The sequence below is a fragment of the Halomonas sp. ND22Bw genome (assembly GCF_003011945.1).
Taxonomy (GTDB): Bacteria; Pseudomonadota; Gammaproteobacteria; order Pseudomonadales; family Halomonadaceae; genus Halomonas; species Halomonas halophila.
On record NZ_PXWD01001787.1, the window covers coordinates 1 to 236 of the forward strand.

Here is a 236-nt window from a genome sequence, read left to right on the forward strand (position 1 = left end):
CGAGCACCGCTGCCAGCACCCGCACGAACCGCCGGTCGGCATCGTCGCCGGCGCCGAGCTTGCGCCGCAGTCGTGCCAGCGCAGGCGGCAACTCCCAGCCCTGGAACGGTGCGCCGTTGCGCAGGGCGCCCGGCTTGGTCGCCAACACCGGCAGATAATGCCACGGGTCGTAGATGGTCCGGTCCCGGCCAAAGAACCGGGGATGGTCGGCGACGACTTCACCGTCGCAGCGCACG

At 71.6% G+C, this 236-nt stretch carries 1 pseudogene; it reads right to left on the minus strand.

Annotated features, from left to right (window positions below):
* A pseudogene (locus CVH10_RS24435) lies at nt 1-236 on the minus strand (IS21 family transposase); the annotation flags it as partial.